We start from the raw sequence: 14,647 nt of genomic DNA on the forward strand, positions 1-14,647 counted from the left end.
GCCGTGTCTCGCGGAACGTTCGATAGCCGGCCTGGTCCCGGACGGAACGGGCCGGTGGCGGGCGCGCCGGGCACGCCGGTCAGCGCTCCAGCACTACGGCGTGCAGGCTGCGTACCCGCTCCTCGCGCACGTCGAGGCGGACCACCGCGACGGGCTCGGAGCGGCGGGTCACGAGTAGTCCGACGCCCTCGTCCAGCGGGATCGGGGTGAGGTGCCAACCGCTTCCCGGCCCGAGGAAGCGCAGCGTTCGCTCCGCGACCGTCGCGATACCTTCGGCGAGGCCCACGCGCCTGCCGCCGATGGTCGCCCAGCCGGAAACCCGCGGATCCAGCAGCCGCGCAAGCGCGTCGAGGTCACCGCCGGCGCACGCGTCGGCGAACCGCTTCGCGACCGCGGACAGCGTCGACGCCTCCGAGGGCACCGGGGTCGCCGCCGGCTGGCGGGCACCGCCGCGGACCGACTTGCGGGCCTGGCGGGCGAGTTGCCGGCAGGCGGCCGGTGTGCGGCCGACGAGTTCGGCGATCCCGTCGAAGGGGACACCGAAGACGTCGTGCAGCAGGAACACGGTCCGCTGGGCTGGTGTGAGGCGGTCGAGAACCAGGCCGAGCGCGCTGCGGACCTCGTCATCGAGCGTGACCCGGTCGGCGGGGTCCGCTCCGCTGTCCGGAGTCCGCGCGGCGAGGTCAGCCGTGTCGGTGGGCTCGGAGAGCCGAAGACGCGCCGACCGGAGGCGGTCGAGCGCCAGGCGCCGGACCGCAACGAGCAGCCACGCGCGCGGGTCGTCGAGCGCGTCCACCGGCTGCAGGGCCAGGCGCGCGAACGCGTCCTGGACGACGTCCTCGGCCTCGGTGCGGTCGCCGAGCACGCGCGCGGCGACGGCGTGCAGGTAACGCCGGTCGCGCGACCAGACCGCGGCGATGCGCTCCTCGGAGCTCGGCACGGTCACCACGCTGCCAGACCGGGCACGGCGGCGTCAGGCATGGTGGATGTCCGCTGCCGGGCCGCCCTGCTCCGGGGCGCGGCCCAGCGCCTCGCCGCGGAGCATGTCGAGGAGTGTCGGCGTGCCCTCCGTGGTGGTGACGGCGACCTTCCGCCGGACCCAGGTTGAGCTGGCGAGCTGGGCGAGCATGCTGGCCGCCAGATCGGCCCGAGAGGTGAAAACGCCGTCGGCGCGGTCGGCTTGCAGCCGGTAGGCGGTGACCGAGGGCGTGTGGAAGAGCCCGCTGGGCCGCATGACTGTCCATTCGAGGTCGGACTCTTCGAGGTGCCGCTCCATGATGCGCATATCGGCATACGTCGTCCTGCCGATGGTGCGGGTCACCAGCGGCTGCACGACCCGGTTGAGTAGGAAGCCGCCCTCGGCGTGGTGGTGCGGCTCGGTCGCCGAGGAGCTGACCGCGACGATCCTGGGGATCCCGTGCCGTGCCATGGCCCCGGTGATGTTCGCGATGCCCTTGCTGTACACGGTGATCGGCTTGCGGCTGAACGGGACACCGAGCGTCGAGAGCACCGCGTTGCTTCCTTCCGCTGCCCGGGCGACAGCCCGGGGGTCGTGGACGTCGGCTTCGGCAACGGCCAGCCGGTCGTGCGCAAGGGGGAACTCACCGGGGTGCCGGGTAACGGCGACGACGTCGTGCCCGGCGTCGATGGCCTGGCGGGTGAGGATGCGACCGGTGCCTCCGTTGGCACCGAAGATGGCGACTCTCATGCGTCGACCTCCTGGTGGCAAGCGCGGCCGCTCCGCGCTCTCTGCCCGAGGGGACGATCGGCACCGGCCGAGTGTGAGGCCGGCGCGTCATGGGTGGTGGAATTGCCGCTTCAGGTCGCCGGTCGCGGTTGCCGCTCAGTCGGGTTCGTCGGGCTCCTTGGGAGGAGCGGGGAAGGCCAGAAAGCGGGTGAGTACCACCCGGGCGTCGGCCGGCATCTCCTCGGCCGGGCGGCGGTAGCGGTTCAGCAGCGCGATGTAGTCCTCGAAGAACTGCTTCAGCTCCCCCGGCGTGACTCGGATCAGCCCGCGCGAGTAGGGGAACGCGTCCAGCCACGGGCTGGACGCGTCCTCCGCCTCCTGGGCTTCCTGGGCCTGTTGGAAGGCTGCCATGTCCCGGGCGATGGCAAGCCGGCCCATCTCGTCCAGCACCGATCGGACGCTGGTGTCCTGCTCGCTGCGGGCCGGGAAGCGGATGTCCCGGTTTGCCGGGCGCCACCACCGCTCCCGGCCGTGCGCGCCGTCGGAATGGGTTTCCTCGACGAATCCGTGCCGGGCCAGTTCCCGCAGGTGGTAGCTGGTCGCTCCGGTGTTCAGGCCGAGGGCGCGCGCCAGGGTGGCGGACGTCGCCGCCCCGTACCACGCGAGGTGTTCCAGGATGCGCTGGCGCCGGGGGTGCGCCAGCGCCTTGAGTGCCGCCGGGTCGGTCAGCTCGTAGATCTCGGGCGCATCGTCCACGCCGCAACGCTAGCTGTGCACAGCTATCTGTGCAAGACCTACACTCTACGCTTCTCCGCACCTCAGAGAGGTGCACAAAAAAGCTTGCAAAGATATCTGTGCATAATTCACTATGTACTCATGCCGCACTCCAACCTGAGAGGTGACTGATGGAACCGGCCTCCCCCTCGCGCCGCGCACGGATCGCCGCGATGCTGGCGCTCCTTGCCGTGGCCGCCGTCGTGGCTGCCGGCCTGGTCGCCCACCACCGCTTCCCTGATGTCGCGCCGCCCGCGAGCGAAACGGAGTTCGACACCGACCGCGCGTGGACGCACCTGGAACGCATCGTGGGCGAGGAACCGGCCCCGATCGGCAGCCAGAACAGCGCGGAGGTCCGCGACTACCTGGTCGAGCACCTGGAGTCCCTCGGTCTGGAGACCGAAGTCCAGCAGGACGTCGGGGCACGCACCTTCCGGACCGTCGCCGAGACCGGACGGGTCGACAACGTCGTCGCCACCCTGCCCGGCACCGACCCCACCGGCCGCGTCTACCTGGCCGCGCACTACGACACGACCCCCACCACCCCCGGCACCACCGACGACCTGCAGGGTGTGGCGACCATCCTGGAGATCGCCCGGGTGCTCGCCGAACGCGAGCAGCCGCGCAACGACGTTGTCTTCCTGCTCAGTGACGGCGAGGAGCCCGGACTTCTGGGGGCCGAGGCGTTCGCCGAGCACCACCCCGACGCCCCCGACGGGGGTGTCGTGCTCAACCTGGAGGGCGCGGGCAACGCCGGGCCTTCGGCGCTGTACAACACCTCCTCCGGAAACGCCGAACTGGTCAGCGAATGGGCCGACACGGTGCCGTACCCGGCCGGCGAGTCCGGCTTCGCCGCGCTCTGGGCCGAGGCGCCGTTCAACAGCGACTTCACCGCCCTGGAGGAAGCCGGCTTCATCGGCATGGAGTTCAGCCCGCTCGACGGCCGGGCCTACTACCACCACCCGAGCGACACCCTCGACAACTTCGCCCCCAAGACGCTGCACCACCAGGGCGTCAACGCCCTGGCGATGGCCGACACGATCGTCGACCGCGACATCGCGGAGCTGCGCGCCGAGTCCGACACCACGTTCTTCACCGTCTTCGGCCAGGTTCTGGGCTACCCCGGGTTCCTGGTCCTCCCCCTGGCGCTGCTCTCCGTGGCCGGCGTGGCGGCCCTGGCCGTACTGACCCGCCTGCGCGCCCGAGTCAACGTGTCCCACCTGCTGGGCGGCGTACTCACGGGCCTGCTCGCGATCGCCGTCAGCATGGGAGCCGCCTGGGGTCTGTGGCAGCTCCTACTGCAGGTGCGGCCGGGCTACGCGGGGATGGTCTCCGGAGACCCCTACCAGCCGGAGTTCTACCGGTGGGCGATCCTGGCGCTGAGCGCCACCGTCGCCTGGGCCGGCTACTTCATCGCCCGGCGCCGCCTCCGGGAGGAGGCTCTGGTCGTGGGTGCGCTGCTGTGGCCAGCGCTGGTGGGACTCACCCTGGCCGTGGCGCTTCCGCCCATGGCCTACTTCGGCACCATCGCCGCGCTCGCCGCCAGTACCGGGGCGTTCGCCGCCTGGCGTGCCGGCGCGCACCGCCCGGTGCTGCGCTGCGCCCTGCTCGCCACCGGGGTACTGCCGGGTGCCCTGCTGCTGACCCTGTCCGGATACATCATCACCACGGTCATGGGAATCGGGCTGGGGGCCGCGGGGGCACTGTGCTTCGCCATGGCGGCCCTCCTGGTCGCACCGCTCGTCTCAATGGCCGTGCCCGCATCAGGCGGCCCCCGCCCGATCCTGGTCCCACTGACCGCCGGCCTGCTCACGGCCGCGCTCACCGCCACCGGGCTGGCCGTGGACACCTTCGACGAGGAGCACCCCTACACAGCGAACCTGTACTACGTCCTGGACGCCGACACCGAGCAGGCCGTGTGGGCCAGCGACAGTTCCCGGCCGCACGCGTGGGCCGCGGACTACGTGACCGACGAGCGTGACCCGGACCCGCTTTCGATACCCGCCCCCACGCGGTCGAACCCCGCCTGGACAGGGGATGCGCCGGCGCTGTCCCTGCCCGCCCCGGAGATCGAGGTCGCCGACACCCGTACCGGGGACGGCACGCTCACCCTCGACCTGGTACTGCACACCCAGCGCTCCGCCGAAATGCTGATCCTGCACCTGGATCGGCCCATCGCGGAGGGCACCGTGACGGTTCCCGACCTCCCCGCGACGGAGCTGTCCGAAATGGAGGCCGCCGGCGACGACGCCGCCGAATGGCCCTACGAGGTCACGATGCACAACCCGCCCGAGGGCGACGTCGAGCTGACCCTGCGGTTCACCGACGAGAAGCGGCCCGAACTGGGAGTCTCGGACGTCAGCTTCGGCCTGGCGGAGGTCCCCGGGTACAGCGAGCGCCCTGACGGCGTCGTGATGGAACCCGCCGGGGGCGGCGCGCCCACGGACAGCATCATCGTCAGCCACACCCACGAGTGGTAGTGGGGCCCGCATCCCCTGAGCGGTGCCGGGCCGCGGTCGCGGCCCGGCACACTTTCCGGAGCAGAGGCCCCGTCGGCCGCCGCTGTTCGCGGGGGTCCGCTTGTCGAGTTTCATGTTTTTGGTGTGGCGGGGCGAGCGCCCTGGATAGGGGTACGTTCATCCGGTGCTGGCCGCGAATGGTCGCGCACGAGACGGGGGCGGCGAGGACCGTGAACGAGCCGGCTCGTGGTGGTCGTAGCTGGTGCCCGGTGGTTACGCATCCAACGAGGCGGCGAAGGCGGCGAATGGGCCGGCCCCAGGTGATCGGTGCGGGTGCCCGATGGTGACGCACGCAACGGGGGCAGCGAGGACGGTGGGTGGGCCGGCTCGTGGTGGTCGTAGCTGGTGCCCGGTGGTGGGGCACGTAACGGGGGCGGCGAAGGCCCGCAGGTCCTGCGGATAGTGGCCCCGGAGGGCGCCGGTGCTCCCGTCCGGCGGCGGGGCGCGCATCGAGGGTGACTGTGTGGTCATTCTCGGCGCCGAACATGTCCCCACGGTCACCTTCGGTGCGGGATGCCCCCACACGCGCCCGCACCGGTGACCGCCCATCTGGCCCACCCGCTCTCGTCGCTGCTTCGTTGGAAGCCCCACCACCGGGCACCCGTACCGGCCACCGCGGGCTGACCCACCACCGTCCTCGCTGCCCTCGTCGGATGCGGCACCCCACACCCCGCCACACCGATGGGCACCAAACCGGGCACCCTCTCACCCCACCACCCGCCACCCCACCAATTGGCATAGAAGCGTCGGCGATGAGCAGCGCCGAGAGCGGCCCCGCAGACACCCGAACGCGCCCCTTACGTCGCCGCCGCGAACTGGGCGTCGTGCAGCCGGGCGTAGGCACCCCCGGCGGCCCGCAGCTCGCGGAACGACCCCTGTTCCACGATGCGACCGCGCTCCATCACCAGGATCTGGTCGGCGTCGCGGATGGTGGACAGCCGGTGGGCGATGACGAAGCAGGTACGGCCGTGCTGCAGGTTGGCCATGCCCTGCTGGACCAGCATCTCGGTGCGGGTGTCCACCGAGCTGGTGGCCTCGTCCAGAATCAGGATGGACGGCGCCACCAGGAACGCGCGGGCGATGGTGATGAGCTGGCGCTCGCCCGCGCTGAGCCCGTCGCCCTCGTCGTCGACCACCGTGTCGTATCCGTCGGGCAGGGTGCGGATCATCTGGTCGGCGTGCACCGCGCGGGCGGCGGAGACGACCTCCTCGCGGGTCGCCTCGGGCCTTCCGTAGGCGATGTTGTCGGCGATGGTGCCGCCGAACAGCCAGGTGTCCTGGAGCACCATTCCGATCCGCCCGCGCAGCTCGGCGCGGTCCATTGAGGCGGTATCGGCGCCGTCCACCGTGATCGTTCCGCTGTCCAGCTCGTAGAACCGCAGCACCAGGTTGACCAGCGTGGTCTTTCCGGCCCCGGTGGGGCCGACGATCGCCACCGTGGAGCCGGGCGCGACTTCCAGTGACAGCCCTTCGATCAGCGGCTCGTCCTCGGTGTAGCGGAACGACACGTCGGCGAAGCCGACCCGTCCGGCGTCACCCTCCGGACGCGCGGGACGCTCCGGAGCGGGCCGTTCCTCCGGGGCGTCCAGCAGCTCGAACACCCGTTCCGCCGAGGCCACCACCGACAGGATCTGCCCGGCCACCGCCGCCAGCGTCCGCACCGGCTGGTTGAACTGCATGACGTACTGGACGAACGCCTGGATGTCGCCGATGCTGAGCGCTCCCGAGGACACCCGAAACGCACCGGCGACCGCGACAAGGACGTAGCCGACATTGCCGAGGAGGGTGGTCACCGGGGCGATCAGTCCGGATACCCACTGCGCCCGGACGGCGGAGGCGTGCAGCGCTGAGTTGTGCTCGCGGAAGTCGCGCGCCGACTCCTCGTGCCGCCCGAAGGCGGTCACCAGTTCGTGGCCGGTGAACGCCTCCTCGATGTGCCCGTTGAGCCGCCCGGTGGCCGCCCACTGCCGGTCGAACTCCGGCTGGGCGCGGCGCCCCACCGCCCGTACGGCCCACAGCGTCACCGGGACCACCACCAGCGCTATCACGGTCAGCAGCGGTGAGATCACCAGCATCATCGCCAACGACCCGACGAACATCAGCACCGAGCTGAGGAGCCGGGTCAGGATCCCCTGCGTCGTCTGGGCGAGGTTGTCGATGTCGTTGGTGACGCGGGAAAGCACCTCGCCGCGCGAGTGGGAGTCGTAGTGCGCCAGTGGCAGCCGCGCGAGCTTCGCCTCCGCCTCCTCGCGCAGCCGGAAGGCGACCCGCTGGGTGACCGCGGTGGTCGCCCGTCCCAGGGCCACCTGGCCCACCGCCGCGAGCACCGCCATGACGGTCAGGGCACCCATGATCCACCAGGCGGGCGCGAGCGTATCCGCCTCACCTCGGGCGACGCCGATGAAGTTGTCGGTGGCCCGCCCGAGCAGCAGCGGCGACGCCGAGTTCACCACGCTGACCGCAACGACCAGGACCAGCACCGCGATCAGCGGTGCGCGCTCCCGCCCCAGCCAGGCCAGCAGCCGCCGCCCGGTGCGCGGGAAGTCGGTGGGCTGCTTGTCCTGCTGCTCTGCTGTGCTCACGCGGCCTCCTCGGGGATGCGCTGGGAGTCGACGATCTCGGCGTAGGTGGGGCTGGCGGACAGCAGCTCGTCGTGCGTGCCCACCGCTTCCACGCGGCCGGCGTCGAGCACGACGATCCGGTCGGCGGTGCGGATGGTCGACACGCGCTGGGCGACGACCAGCCGGGCGGCATCACCGACCGCCGCGTCGAGGGAGGCACGGACCGCGGCGTCGGTGGCGGTGTCCAGGGCGGAGAACGCGTCGTCGAAGACGTAGAGGCGTGGCTCGGCGACCAGGGCGCGGGCGATCGCGAGCCGCTGGCGCTGCCCGCCCGAGACCGTGATGCCGCCCTGGCCGACGGCGGTGTCCGGGCCGTCGGGCATCGCCCGGACGAAGTCCGCGGCCCGCGCGGTCTCCAGAGCCCGCCACAGCCGTGCCTCATCGGCGTCCGGGTCGCCGTAGCGCAGGTTGGAGGCGATGGTGCCGGAGAACAGGTAGGCCCGCTGGGGCACCAGACCGACGGTGGCGGCCAGGGTGCGCCGGTCCATGTCCCGCAGGTCGGTGCCGTCGAGGCGCACCGTTCCCTCGTCGGGGGCGAGCAGCCGGGCCACCAACCTGACCAGGGTCGTCTTGCCGGCGCCGGTGGATCCGACGACGGCTGTGGTCTCTCCCGGCCGGGTGATGAGGTCCACACCGCGCAGCACCGGCTGCTCGGCGCCGGGGTAGCCGAAGCTGACCCCTGCGATGTCCAGGCTTCCCGAGCCGGCCGGTCCGCGCGGGCGGGACGCGCGCCGGGCCGGCTCGCTCGGCTCGGGAAGGGAGGGCTCGGTGCTCAGCACCTCGGTGATGCGGCCCGCCGCGACCTCGGCGCGAGGCGCGAGGACGAACACACTCATCGCCATCATGACGGCGCCGAGGATCTGGGACAGGTAGGTGAGGAAGGCGATCAGCGCGCCCGGCTGCATCGCGCCCTCGACGATCCGGGGGCCGCCGAGCGCGAGGACCGCGACGGACGCGAGGGTGGCCACCGCCATGGCGGACGCGCCGAAGAACGCCTGGAGCCGGCCCAGCCGTACGGCCACGGCCATCAGGTCGGTGTTGGCGCTGGCGAAACGCTCGTGCTCGTGGGGTTCGCGGACGAAGGCGCGGACCACCCGGATACCGGTGATCTGCTCGCGCAACACCCGGTTCACCGCGTCGATGCGGCCCTGCATGAGCTGCGACGGCCCGACCATCCGGAGGATGATCAGGCTGATCGCCGCGACCTGCACCGGGATCGCCACTGCCAGTACGCCGGTCAGGGCGACGTCCTGGCGGAGCGCCAGCACGACCCCGCCCGCGCCCATGAGCGGCGCGGTGACCATCAGAGTGAGCGCGGTGAACGCCAGCGTCTGGACCTGGTACACGTCATTGGTGGTGCGGGTGATCAGCGTGGGCGCGCCGAAGCCGGCGAACTCGCGGGCCGAGAACCCCTGGACCCGGTCGAACAGCGCCGCGCGCAGATCGCGGCCGAGCCCCATGGCCACCTTGGCGCCCAGGTAGACGGTCGCGGCCGCTCCCGCGGCCTGGACCAACGTGACAGCGAGCATGACCGCGCCGCGGCGCAGGATGTAACCGGTGTCTCCCGCGGCGATCCCGTTGTCGACGATGTCCGCGTGCAGCGTGGGCAGTAACAGCAGTCCCAGGGCCTGGACAAGCTGGAGCAGCAGGAGGAGGGCGGTGGGGGCCGCGTAGGGCCGCAACCGCACGCGCAGGAGTGGCACCAGGGCCGCGGGAGGATCCCCCTCGGGGGTCGTTGTCGGCATGGATCCGACCCTAGCACTAGAAATTACTCCGAGTATAATTTTATATTGAGAGGAATAATATCCTTGGTAGAGTATCGCTGTGGACACACACCAGAGCCTGCGCGAGCGCAAGAAGGAAGCGACCCGGAAACTCCTGGCCTTCACCGCCCTGGAGATGTTCGAGGAGCGCGGGTTCGACAACGTCTCCGTAGCGGAGATCGCCGAGGCCGCCGAAGTCTCCAAGAAGACGGTGTTCAACTACTTCACCGTCAAGGAGGACCTGGTCCTGGGCTTCGGCAAGCACCACATCGACGAGCCCGCCGAGGCTGTACGTACCAGGGCACCCGGGCAGACGCCGCTCGACGCCATGCGCGACTACGTGCTGACCGGCCTGGCCGAACGCCAGCCCATGCTCGGCCTCAGCGCGCACCCGCTGGTGATGCGCATCCAGCGGCTGGTCGACCGCACGCCGGCGCTGGCCGTCCGCCAGATGGAGTACACCGAGATGACGCGCGCGCGCCTGGCCGAAGCCCTGTTGGAGGAAGACAGTTCGCGCCTGAGCGCCCGGCTGGTGGCCGCCCAGTTGCACGCCACCCAGCAGGTACTGGCGGGCGAGAACTTCCGCCGCGTCACTGGGGGAGAGTCGCCCGATGACGTCTACCCCGACGCCGTGGTCACGGCCGAGAACACCTTCGAGTGGCTGCGCACGGGAATGGGCGACATGCTGCGCCGCCCGGCAGCGCCCGAGGAGAACGGCAGCTCCAGGGCGGGCGGGGGCGAGGTGGGCTGACCACGAGGTACCGGGCGGACGGTCACGAGCTGTACGGGTTCGGCACCGAAGGTGGCTGCGGGGACCCCGCCGGCGCCGAGAATGGCCCTCCCGACACCCTCAATGCGCCCCAGGGCCGCTTCCGCGGAACCAGCGGGCCCCGCGCCCGGCACACCCGGGGCGGCGACCGGTGAGCACTCCCCGGACCGCTCCTGTGCCGCCGCGGCGGGCGGAGCGCGGGCGCTAACCGTTCCCGGCGATGCTCCGCGACGCCGCGTCCAGGAGTTCCTGCAGCCGCAGCCCGCGGGAGGCGTCCAGCTCCGGCGGGTTCGCCGTCCGCACCGCTGCCGCGAACTCCCGGCGCAGCACCGGCCAGCTCTCGGCGGGGTCGAGGTGCGCGCTGTCGAACTCCAGCTCGGCGTCGGGGCCGTAGAGTTCCACGCGGGTGCGGGCGCCGGACAGCCGCACCGCGCCCGACAGCGACCCCTGGCTTACCGCTCCGTTCTCGTGCAGGCAGGTCAGCTCGGTCCAGGTACGCGGATCGCCGACCGCGCGCACCTCGGCGACGCGCCCCACCGCCGCCTCCAGCAGGTCCAACAGGTGCGGGCCGAGGTCGAGCAGTGCGCCGTGCTCCATGCGCCACCCGGTGGCGAACTCGCCGCCGAGGAAGGCTCCGTGCAGGTAACACGAGCGGGCGCCGGTGAGGGACAGGGTCCTCGCCCGCGTGAGGAAGTCGCGTGTGGCGGGGTGGTAGCGCTTGCTCAGCACCAGTTGCGAGACCACGCCGGCCTCGGCGACCGCCTCGGCGATGCGCCGCGCCCCCTCCAGGGTGGGTGCCAGGGGTTTCTCCAGCAGTACCGCGTGTCCCGCGCGGATCACGGTGGGCGCGAGGTCGGCCTGCACGGCCGGCGGCACCGCGAAGGCCACCGCCTCGCAGCGCTCCAGCAGCTCGGGCACGGAACCGGCCGCGGCCGCCCCGAACCGCCGGGCCAGGGCGTCCGCCGCCTCGGGCCTGCGGGCCCACACCGCCGCGAGCCTGGTCTCGCTTCCGGTGGCCAGCATGGGGGCGTGCATCGCCGCGGCCCATGGGCCGGCGCCGATGAGTCCGACCCGCACGGGGGTGTCGTTCATCCGGTGGCGTGTCCTTCCGCGAGTCGGGTGTCCGCCTGGGCGGGGGCGTACAGGTACTCGGTAACGAGGTGCCCGGTGCCGCGGAGCCCGGCCCGGTCGCCGAGCTCGCCCGTGACGACCTTCAGGTTCCGGGTGATCCGGGGCAGGGCGCGCTGGTAGAGCAACTCGCGCACCCCGGTGACGAAGTGGGTGTCGGCGAGGTCGCCGGCGATCATCAGCACTTCCGGGTTGAGCAGGGAGACGACGGTGGCCAGTACCTCGCCGACCTGTTGCCCGGCTTCGCGGGCCATGCGCACCGCGCTGGGGTGGTCGGCCCGCAGCCGCTCGCGCACCCCGGCTCCCGAGGGGGTGGGCACGCCCTCGTCGGTCAGTGCGGCAGCGAGCGCCCTGCCGCTGGCGACGGCCGCGAGGCAGCCGTACGACCCGCACTGGCACAGCGCGTCGGCCGCGCCGGTGATGCGCACGTGTCCGATGTCCCCGGCACCGCCGTCGATTCCGCGGTACACCTCCCCGTTGATGATGACGCCGGCGCCGATCCCGGTGGAGACCTTCACGAGGACGAACGCCGGGCATTCGGGATAGCTGGCGACCTGCTCGCCGAGCGCCATCATGTTGGCGTCGTTGTCCACGAGCACGGGCACGTCGAAACCGGACCTCAGGTGCGCGCCAATGTCGTAGCCGTCCCAGCCGGCCATCATCGGCGGGCGCACCACCAGGCCGGTGGCGAACTCGACGGGCCCGGGGACGGACAGGCCGATCCCGCACACCTCGGTGGTCCCGCGTTCCGCCTGGCCGATCAGCGAGCGGAACCAGTCGGCGAGGGTGTCGAGCACGGGGACCGGCCCGTCGGAGACGCGCAACGGAGCGGTGTGCTCGGCGAGGGTGCGGCCCGCCAGGTCGAGGACCGCCGCGCGGGCGTGCGTGGTGTCGAGGTCGGCGGCGAGCACGACCGCGTGCTCCTCGTTGAACTCCAGCCGGGTGGGCGGGCGCCCGCCCGTGGACGAGGCCACGCCGTGCTCGCGTACCCAGCCGGCACCGGTCAGCAGGTCGAGGCGCTGCAGCACCGTTGACCGGGAAAGCCCGGTGAGGCTTTGCAGGTCCCGCCGGGTTCGCGCCTTCCCCGAGCGGATCAGCTCCAGCATGTGTCCGGCACTCGCGGGTGCCTCGGCCATTGGGACTCCCTTGTCCATCGTGTGGTGCGTGCGGCTCAGCTCTTGTCGGCTCCGGTGGTGAGCCCTTCGGTGAGCATCCTTTCGGCCAGATAGAAAAGAAGCACAACGGGGAGGGTGAGCACGACGGAGCCCGCCATGAGGACCGTCTTGGGCACCTCGATGCCGCCGGCGAGCTGCTGCAGTCCCAGGGACACGGTCCACACCTCGGGGTCGGCGGCCAGGAACAGCAGCGCGAAGAGGAACTCGTTCCAGGAGATCATGAAGATGTAGAGGCCGGTGGCCATCAGCGATGGCGTAGCCAGCGGCAGGATCACCCGGGTGATGATGGCCAGCCGGGAGCAGCCGTCGAGCGCGGCCGCCTCCTCGATACTCTTCGGGATCGTCGCGAAGTAGTTCCGCAGCATGTATATGGACACCGGGACGGTCTGGGCGATGTAGACGATCGCCAGCCCTACCAGGCTGCCCTGGAGGCCGATCTTGGCGAAGATGACGAACAGCGGCACGGCGAGCAGGGTGGCGGGGAAGAGGTAGAGCGCCAGGAAGAGCGTGCTCACCTTGCGGCCGCCGAAGAACCTGAGGCGGCTGACCGCGTAGGAGCCGGGAATCGCCGCCAGCAGGGTCAGCACGACCGTTCCGAGCGAGACCAGCGCCGAGTTGCGCAGCAGGCGCAGGAAGCCCTGACCCCCCTCCTCGGTGGAGGTGAGCACGGCCCGGTAGGTCTCGATGGTGAACTCCGTGGTCGACACCCAGATCCGGCCGGGGTCGAGCAGGAGCGAATCGATGGGGCGCACCGACAGCATCAGCATGTAGTAGAAGGGGAAGAGGGTGATCACCGCGAGGAAGGCGATCACCACCCACCGCAGCACACCGAGGATCCTGTCTTCGAGTTGGGCGCGGGTCACTGGGTTTCCTCCTGCACCTTGGCGGCGAAGAACCGGAAGTACACGCCGAGGAGCACCATGAGCACAACGGCGAGGACGAGCGCTTGGGCCGCCGCGGCTCCGACGTCGAACCGCGCGGTGAGGAAGTCGTAGACGCGCACGGCGACGACCTCGGTGCCCGCGCCGCCTCCGGTGAGCAGGTAGACGTCGTCGAACTTGTTGAACGACATGATGAACCGGAGCACGCCCAGCAGCGCGAGTACCGGCATGAGCTGCGGCAGCAGGATGTGCCGGAAGCGCTGCAGCGGGGTCGCGCCGTCGACCATGGCCGCCTCCTCGATGCCGCTCGGTACCGCTTGCAGCCGGGCGAGCAGGAACAGGAACGCGAAGGGGAAGTAGCGCCAGCTCTCGAAAGCGATGACCGTCAGCAGCGCCACGGGGATGGGGATGCTGAGGCCGAGGATCTCCAGCTCGGCCGTTCGCTGGCTGAGGAACGCGATGGGAGCGTCCCAACCGAGATAGCGCGCACCCCACTCGTTGACGATGCCGTACTCCGGGCTGAGCATCACCTCCCAGACGAAAGCCATGGCGACGACCGGGGCGACGAACGGCAGCAGCATCGACCCGCGCAGCAGGGAGCGGCCGCGGAACGGGCGCCGCAGGGCGAGTGCGGCGACGAGCCCGAGGGCGATGGAGCCGGCGGTGGTGCCCACCGTGTAGGCGAGGGTGGTCCACAGCGACGTCCAGAAGCCGGGCGAGAGGAAGACCTGCGCGAAGTTGTCCAGCGTCCAGTTCCCGAACAGGCCGGTGGTTTGGATGTCCACCAGGCGTACACGCTGGAAGGCCAGCAGGACCGTCCAGGCGATGGGGAGCACGACGACCGCCAGCACCACGATGAACGTGGGCGAGACGAACGCCAGTCCCGCGCGGTTCTCCCGCGCGGCCAGGGTAGCGCGGCGGGTGCGCTGCGGCGGATGCCGCCGCTCGTGGGTGCGGGGTTCGGGGAGTTTCGTGGTCATCGGGTGTCCTCGGCTGGGGGTCCGCTACGTCTCGGGGCTGTTTTCCGGAGTGCTTGGCCGCTGAGGGTGGGTCGGGCGCCGCCGGGGTTCTGAGGGTCCGGAGGGGTGGGAGCGAGGGACGAGCGACCACGCCGGAGGTGCCCGAAGGTTCCCGGCCTCCAGGCGCCCGACCAGGCAAGCGCCAGCGAGCCCAAAAAACACAGTCGGGCGCCGCCGGGGTTCTGGAAGGTCCGCAGGTGGGGCGCCCGCGAGTGGCGGAGCCGATTGGGCGCCACACCGGAGGTGCCCGAAGGTTCCCGGCCTCCAGGCGCCCGACCAGGCAAGCGCCAGCGAGCCCAAAAAACACAGTC

The 14,647-nt window shown here is 71.4% G+C and carries 11 protein-coding genes; 2 read left to right on the forward strand and 9 right to left on the reverse strand.

Annotated elements, in window-relative coordinates; translation table 11 throughout:
- Positions 1 to 79: 79 nt before the first annotated feature.
- The 3 genes from F4561_RS29390 to F4561_RS29400 form a co-directional block, all read right to left on the reverse strand.
- Positions 80 to 940: a sigma-70 family RNA polymerase sigma factor gene (locus F4561_RS29390; RefSeq protein WP_184584955.1), complete on the reverse strand. Its 861-nt coding sequence runs from the start codon at positions 938 to 940 to the stop codon at positions 80 to 82.
- 33 nt (positions 941 to 973) lie between these two features.
- Positions 974 to 1,708: an NAD(P)-dependent oxidoreductase gene (locus F4561_RS29395; RefSeq protein ID WP_184584956.1), complete on the reverse strand. Its 735-nt coding sequence runs from the start codon at positions 1,706 to 1,708 to the stop codon at positions 974 to 976.
- Between the two features lie 135 nt (positions 1,709 to 1,843).
- Positions 1,844 to 2,443 carry an ArsR/SmtB family transcription factor gene (locus F4561_RS29400; protein ID WP_184584957.1) on the reverse strand — a complete coding sequence of 200 codons (600 nt, stop codon included), beginning with the start codon at positions 2,441 to 2,443 and terminating at the stop codon, positions 1,844 to 1,846.
- Between the two features lie 149 nt (positions 2,444 to 2,592).
- Here F4561_RS29400 and F4561_RS29405 point away from each other — a divergent pair, with 149 nt between their 5' ends.
- Complete coding sequence (locus F4561_RS29405; protein WP_184584958.1) at positions 2,593 to 4,941, forward strand: M28 family peptidase; 2,349 nt, start codon at positions 2,593 to 2,595, stop codon at positions 4,939 to 4,941.
- An 836-nt stretch (positions 4,942 to 5,777) separates the two neighbouring features.
- Here F4561_RS29405 and F4561_RS29410 read toward each other — a convergent pair.
- Both F4561_RS29410 and F4561_RS29415 read right to left on the reverse strand, forming a co-directional pair.
- Positions 5,778 to 7,562: an ABC transporter ATP-binding protein gene (locus F4561_RS29410; protein ID WP_184584959.1), complete on the reverse strand. Its 1,785-nt coding sequence runs from the start codon at positions 7,560 to 7,562 to the stop codon at positions 5,778 to 5,780.
- Entirely contained in the window at positions 7,559 to 9,346 is a 1,788-nt protein-coding gene (locus F4561_RS29415; protein ID WP_184584960.1) for an ABC transporter ATP-binding protein, read from the reverse strand. The genes F4561_RS29410 and F4561_RS29415 overlap by 4 nt, the downstream gene beginning before the upstream one ends.
- A 79-nt stretch (positions 9,347 to 9,425) precedes the next feature.
- Here F4561_RS29415 and F4561_RS29420 point away from each other — a divergent pair, with 79 nt between their 5' ends.
- The gene (locus F4561_RS29420; RefSeq protein ID WP_184584961.1) at positions 9,426 to 10,115 is read left to right on the forward strand and encodes a TetR/AcrR family transcriptional regulator; all 690 of its coding nucleotides are present in this window, start codon (positions 9,426 to 9,428) and stop codon (positions 10,113 to 10,115) included.
- A gap of 222 nt (positions 10,116 to 10,337) precedes the next feature.
- On the opposite strand, the gene F4561_RS29425 is transcribed toward F4561_RS29420, so the two are convergent.
- Genes F4561_RS29425 through F4561_RS29440 form a run of 4 tightly spaced genes read right to left on the reverse strand, consistent with a single transcriptional unit; the run spans position 10,338 to position 14,297 of the window.
- Complete coding sequence (locus F4561_RS29425) at positions 10,338 to 11,225, reverse strand: Gfo/Idh/MocA family protein (protein WP_184584962.1); 888 nt, start codon at positions 11,223 to 11,225, stop codon at positions 10,338 to 10,340.
- Positions 11,222 to 12,397 carry an ROK family transcriptional regulator gene (locus F4561_RS29430; protein WP_184584963.1) on the reverse strand — a complete coding sequence of 392 codons (1,176 nt, stop codon included), beginning with the start codon at positions 12,395 to 12,397 and terminating at the stop codon, positions 11,222 to 11,224. Before F4561_RS29430 ends, F4561_RS29425 begins: the two co-directional genes overlap by 4 nt.
- Positions 12,398 to 12,432: 35 nt before the next feature.
- Positions 12,433 to 13,299: a carbohydrate ABC transporter permease gene (locus F4561_RS29435; protein WP_184584964.1), complete on the reverse strand. Its 867-nt coding sequence runs from the start codon at positions 13,297 to 13,299 to the stop codon at positions 12,433 to 12,435.
- Entirely contained in the window at positions 13,296 to 14,297 is a 1,002-nt protein-coding gene (locus tag F4561_RS29440) for a carbohydrate ABC transporter permease (protein ID WP_184584965.1), read from the reverse strand. Before F4561_RS29440 ends, F4561_RS29435 begins: the two co-directional genes overlap by 4 nt.
- Between the last annotated feature and the right edge of the window lie 350 nt (positions 14,298 to 14,647).

It is taken from the genome of Lipingzhangella halophila, assembly GCF_014203805.1.
Lineage (GTDB): Bacteria > Actinomycetota > Actinomycetes > Streptosporangiales > Streptosporangiaceae > Lipingzhangella > Lipingzhangella halophila.